The following is a 5,758-nucleotide window of genomic DNA, read 5'->3' as shown; positions in this document are numbered from 1 at the left end:
CCCCTCATGCCTGAGCGCAACCGACAACGTTTCCAGCCGGCATGGCAACGGCTGACCATGAACTTGCTCAATGCGCAGCGCAATCTGCCTGAGCGTCATCGATTCGGCACGCGCTGCTTCGATGGCCGTGGCGATCAGGGCATCAGACAATGCGCGGGGACGCCCACCTTTATGTCCGCTCAGCAAACCACAGAGGCCTTTGTCGTTCCAGGCGTGCACCCAGTTGTACACCGACTTGTCGCTCACATCGAGTTCGACCGCGATCTCATGAACCCGCCGGCCGCGGCCAAGCTCCAGCAGACCTAGTCCACGGGTTCGAACGTCTTCATGTGGATGTTTGAGCGACAGCTGTTGCAGGGTCTTCTTCTCCGGCTCGGTCAGTTCAACGGCACATTTCATCGGCAGGCAGGTCATCAGAGTCGCATTGCCTGTCAGACCCCATATTTTGAAATTCGTTTACTCGTCACACTTAGCGTCGCCGACCGGTTATAGGAGGCTGGGTAAGACTAATCTCTTGGCAGTCGTCGCGACCAGTTAAAATAGCAGACGTGCAATCGCGCGCTCGGCACTGTTCGATTTTCCACGAGCGGTGAAACCTTAATCCAGGCTTCCGCTAATTTTTCGATGTCACTCCCTGATTCCCCGCGCATCGCGATTCTGATTCCTTGTTATAACGAAGCCGCGACCGTGGAAGAGGTTGTACGCGACTTTCGATCCACACTCCCCAAAGCATCGGTGTACGTGTTCGATAACAACTCTTCGGACGCTACAGTAGAAATAGCTAGCCGGGCTGGCGCGACCGTCGGACAAGTCATGGATCGTGGCAAAGGCAACGTTATTCGGCGGATGTTCGCCGATATAGACGCCGACGTGTATGTGCTCGTAGACGGTGATGACACGTACGACGCGTCGGCCGCGCCGAAGCTCGTGGCAAGGCTGCTTACGGAGGGGTTGGACATGATCGTCGCTACGCGGCACTCAGACGAACAGGAGGCCTACCGCCTCGGGCATCGATTCGGAAACATCATGCTTACGCAATGTGTTGGCTTGATTTTTGGCCACACCTTCACGGACATGCTTTCGGGTTACCGTGCATTCTCCAGGCGCTACGTTAAGTCGTTCCCGGCCCACTCAAAGAATTTTGAGACCGAAACGGAGTTAACGGTTCATGCCCTTGAATTGCGAATGCCCGTAGCGGAAGAGTCTACGAAATACAAGTCGCGTCCGGAGGGGTCCGTGAGTAAGCTGAACACTTACGGAGATGGTCTTCGCATCCTGATGATGATCATCAAGCTCTTCCGTGCAGAACGGCCGCTTGCGTTCTATTCAACTGGCTTTTTCGTCTGCGCTTTCTTAGCGACTATTCTTGCTGTTCCCTTGTTTGCCACCTACATGGAGACCGGCCTGGTCCCACGTTTCCCGACAGCCATCCTGTGCACCTCGCTGATGCTGTTCGGCGCAATCTTGCTGGTATGCGGAATCGTTCTCGACGCAGTGACGCACGGTCGCGCCGAAGCCAAGCGATTCGCCTATCTCGCTCATCCGGCGCCGCGTTTTCACCCCGAGCGAGGCGGGGTGTGAAGCGCGAATTTGTTCGCTTCGCGGTTGCAGGAGCAATAGGCTTTGTTGTCGATGCAGGAATCTTGTACACGGCGCTTGCGCTAGGTGCAGGGTATTTCTTCGGACGTTGTTTATCCTTCCTTGCCGCTGTTTGGGCGACTTGGCGAATCAATCGCCGCTTCACCTTCGTTGTGAGCGAGGATCGCTCCCAATGGAAGGAATGGTGGCAATACTTATTCGCGATGCTCGCGGGAGGGGTGGTTAACTATGCAGCCTATAGTGCGGCCATCCTCTCTTTGCCGAAGAACGTGATGCTTCCAATGATTGCGGTCGCAATAGGCTCCGTCGCCGGAATGACCGTTAACTTCCTCAGCGCTAAGTTGTGGATCTATAAAAAATCTCACTGAGAATCTTTCTAGTGAAAAACACCGCTCATGAGCCCCGGTCATCGATCATTCGACGACTGCAGGAAGTTAATCTCGATTCGTCGCACGCGCTGAACCGTGCGTGCTTTCTCGTACCGATACTCTTTGGCCTCTATTCCCTCTGGCTTGGTGCAGATTCCAATTGGGATCTTTACAACTATCACCTCTATAACCCGTTTGCGTGGCTCAACGGAAAGCTGGGTATTGACCTTGCACCCGCAGGAATGCAGTCGTACTTCAATCCGCTCCTAGACGCCTTTCTCTATCTGCTCAACACTCACCTTCCGTCCCGTCTTGTCGGTTTTTTGATGGGGGTGTTACACGGAATGACCTTCGTCCTCCTCGTGGGCATAGCGCGAAGCGTACTTCCGGCTCTAGTGGACAAGGGCCGTTACAGCACTCCGATCCTGATTGCGTTGGCGGGATGTCTGACCGCCAATTTCCTATCCGGTTTCGGCAACTCGATGGGGGACGACACTACCGCTCTCTTCGTGCTCGGCGGCTTGCTTCTAGTCGTTTCGAAGTGGGCGCTTCTTGGACGCTGCACGTGCAGCGCCGTCCTGGCCGCGTGCGGAAGTGGCTTTCTTGTGGGGCTGAGTACCGGCCTCAAACTTACCAATGCCATATATGCCGTCGCATTGTGCCTCGCCTTATTGAGCTACCCCGGTAGATTGATTGTCCGTGTACGAATCAGTTTCCTGTTTGGTATCGGGGTTTTGTTTGGCGCTGCCGCGACCGGCGGATACTGGATGCTGCATATGTGGCACCTTTACAGCAATCCGCTGTATCCGCAGTTCGGAGCTATCTTCCATAATCCCCTCACGCAAGCACGTTTTGCCGGCGACGTACGATGGTTGCCGCGCGGATTCTGGGAAACCGTGTACTGGCCTTTCATTTTTGCTGCCAACTCCCATCGCGTGGGCGAAACAGCGATTCGGCAAATTATCTGGCCGATCGTCTACGTTGCATTCTGGTGTTGGATCGTGGCCGTTACAGCCTCCCGCTTCATGAGCAAAAATCGGGGCGCAATTGATCCTCGTCAGCGACTAATGATCCTTTTCGTTGCGATCGGTTACGTACTTTGGATGAAGACGTTCAGCATCTATCGCTACATCGTGGCAATAGAGGTATTGACACCGCTGGTGCTAATGATTCTGCTGCACCGCTTCTTGCCGGAGCGGGTCGCACGAAATCTGACAGTCGGTCTGGTTGGCATCGCGACGGTTGTGGTCGTGACCGGAGGCGCCAAGACGTGGGGACACGAGGGCTGGTCAGATCCGCTTTATCACGCGCAGTTGCCAGTTCTCACGCAGCCCAGGCATACGACAGTCCTCATAGCCGAACGCTCGACGGCATGGGCATGGCTGGCCACTCAATTCCCCCCTGATGTTGCGTTTACACAGTTGGACAGTAGTTTTCCTGGGACCGTCGCTTTTGACGATCGCATTCGCGTCATGGTGAAGGAGCGCGGCGGGTTGGCCTTCGGCGTGGTCAACGGAACATATAACTGGCGCGTTGACAACATCGCGTCCATGAATTCACTCGTCTCCCGTGTCGGACTGACGAATAGCGAACGAGGATGCGGGGCATTGCGCTGGGTCATTGCGCGCCTCCGCTTGCACGCGACTGTTTTGGCCGATCACGACGCATCATCCCAATGTAGCCTGGGTTTGCGCGCCGACGACGAAAGAGACATTCGGGCGGAGAATCGCGCCCTAGCGGAGCAAGCTGTACCCGCCTTCGAGCGCAACGGATTTAAGATGGATGTTGACTCATGCTCACCTTATCGGGCGGGCGTTGGTAAAGGCGTTCTTATCTACCAGTGGTGCCGCGTAAACCTGCCGTGACATGCAACACCACGGAACTTTGCAAAGCAGCGCACGCGTCTGAAAGGGAAAGTCAGCTCAACGAGTTCGAATCGACTTGACGCTCGTGAGAACCGGTGCGGTGGATGGCTGATACTCTGGCACCCAGCGGCGCAGGTCCCTGCGTACTTCATCATCAGCCAGCACCCGATGCTGCATCAGCCACGGCAGCAATTCATCGAGGAAGTGATTCGGCACCTCGCGCGCCTGCGCTATCCGCAGCTTCGCATGCGGTGTACGTATGGTCGTTTCGTCGTCAGCCAACAACTCTTCATAGAGCTTCTCGCCCGGCCGCAAGCCCGTGAACACGATCCGGATCTGCTCCTCCGAAAATCCGTACAAGCGGATCAGATCGCGCGCCAGTTCTACGATTCTGACTGGCTCGCCCATATCCAGGATGAAGATCTCGCCGCCACGCCCCATGCTCGACGCCTGCAACACCAGTTGTGCTGCTTCGGGAATCGTCATGAAGAACCGCGTAATCTCGGGATGCGTCACGGTCACCGGGCCGCCCTTCGCAATCTGCTGCTGGAACTTCGGGATCACACTGCCCGCGCTGCCCAGCACATTGCCAAATCGCACCGTCTCGAACTGCGTGCGTGGCGCGGTCTGCTGCAACGCCTGGCAGGCCATCTCGGCCAGCCGCTTGCTTGCGCCCATTACGTTGGTCGGGTTGACGGCTTTATCGGTGGAAATCAGCACGAAATGGCTGACTTGATGACGGATTGCGGCTCGCGCCACGCGTAGCGTGCCCAGCACATTGTTGCGCACCGCGGCCCACGCGTTCTGCTCTTCCATCAACGGTACGTGCTTGTACGCGGCCGCGTGAAACACGATATGCGGGGCGAAGCGCAACATGGTCTGATCGAGGAGCAGCGAATCCTTGGCATCGCCAATCACCGGGATCACCGACAGATCCGGAAACCGATCATGCAATTCTTCGACGAGCAGATACATCGCGTATTCGCTCAGGTCGTAGGCCACGAGTTGCGCAGGCGAGAAGCGCAGGATCTGCCGGCACAACTCCGAGCCGATCGAGCCGCCTGCCCCCGTGACCATCACCACGCGACCATGCAGCAACGCTTCGACGTGCGGCATGTCGATCTTCACCGGCTCGCGGCCTAGCAAGTCTTCCAGGTCGATCTGGCGAACACGTGAAAGAAAGGCCTGCCCCTGCGTTAGCACGGTAAGCGCGGGTAGGACCATCGCCTTGACGCCGGCCCGAACGCACATGGTCGCCACACGCCGCTGTGCATCGACCGATGCCCCCGGGATCGCGATAATCGCGACATCGGCCTTGAGTTGTTCCGCCCAGAGCGGCAGTTCGCTGATCGACCCCAGGACCTTGTGACCGAGGATCTCACGACCGCGTTTCGCGGGGTCGTCGTCAAGAAGGCCCACCAGGCGCCATTCGCTTGAGCGCGCCAACTCGCGCACGAGGTTCGCCCCGGCTGTGCCAGCGCCCAGCACGATCACCGGCTTGCCTTGTCCGATCAGGCCACCGTATAGATAGAACTCCTTAGTAGCGCGATATATCGCGCGAGCGCCGCCCATTGCAAGAAACAGCAGCAACGGAGCAACGATCAGAACCGAACGGGGAATCACTGGGTCCGGCTGCGACATGACCGCGCCCACCATCACCACAAGTGCACCGGCTATTACAGATTTCGAAATCCGGATCAAATCGGGCAGGCTCGCAAACACCCACATGCCGCGATACAACCCGAACACGCGAAACATCACCGCATAGACAGGCAACACCCAAATGAGAGCATTGAGCGCGCCGTGCCAAAAGTCGCTAGGGATAGCGCCGTTGAAGCGGACCGAGTAGGCCGCCAGCCAGGTTCCGGCGACGGCGCACAGGTCGAACGCAAATGCGCCCGCCGACAGCCATGTAGCTTTGTATCG

Annotated in this window: 5 protein-coding genes; 3 read left to right on the top strand and 2 right to left on the bottom strand. The window is 57.3% G+C overall.

Annotation, left to right across the window (positions count from 1 at the left end):
* The coding region (locus BSU04_RS22675) for a helix-turn-helix domain-containing protein (RefSeq protein ID WP_256983220.1) at window positions 1–414 on the bottom strand (414 nt) is incomplete at its 3' end.
* A 210-nt stretch (window positions 415–624) separates the two neighbouring features.
* On the opposite strand from BSU04_RS22675, the gene BSU04_RS22670 reads away from it, so the two are divergent.
* The 3 genes from BSU04_RS22670 to BSU04_RS22660 are packed head-to-tail and all read left to right on the top strand — an operon-like array spanning window position 625 to window position 3,832.
* Entirely contained in the window at window positions 625–1,581 is a 957-nt protein-coding gene (locus BSU04_RS22670; protein WP_089162681.1) for a glycosyltransferase, read from the top strand.
* Window positions 1,578–1,967, top strand: a complete 390-nt coding sequence (locus BSU04_RS22665; protein WP_089162680.1) for a GtrA family protein — start codon at window positions 1,578–1,580, stop codon at window positions 1,965–1,967. Before BSU04_RS22670 ends, BSU04_RS22665 begins: the two co-directional genes overlap by 4 nt.
* An 11-nt stretch (window positions 1,968–1,978) precedes the next feature.
* Window positions 1,979–3,832 carry a hypothetical protein gene (locus BSU04_RS22660; RefSeq protein WP_256983219.1) on the top strand — a complete coding sequence of 618 codons (1,854 nt, stop codon included), beginning with the start codon at window positions 1,979–1,981 and terminating at the stop codon, window positions 3,830–3,832.
* A 57-nt stretch (window positions 3,833–3,889) separates the two neighbouring features.
* On the opposite strand, the gene BSU04_RS22655 is transcribed toward BSU04_RS22660, so the two are convergent.
* Window positions 3,890–5,758 (bottom strand): polysaccharide biosynthesis protein (locus tag BSU04_RS22655; RefSeq protein ID WP_144021320.1); only part of this gene is annotated, 1,869 nt, incomplete at its 5' end.

This window comes from Caballeronia sordidicola (assembly GCF_002220365.1).
GTDB classification, from domain to species: Bacteria; Pseudomonadota; Gammaproteobacteria; order Burkholderiales; family Burkholderiaceae; genus Caballeronia; species Caballeronia sordidicola_C.
Note: the sequence above shows the minus strand (reverse complement) of the source record. Positions and strands in the feature narration are given on the sequence as shown.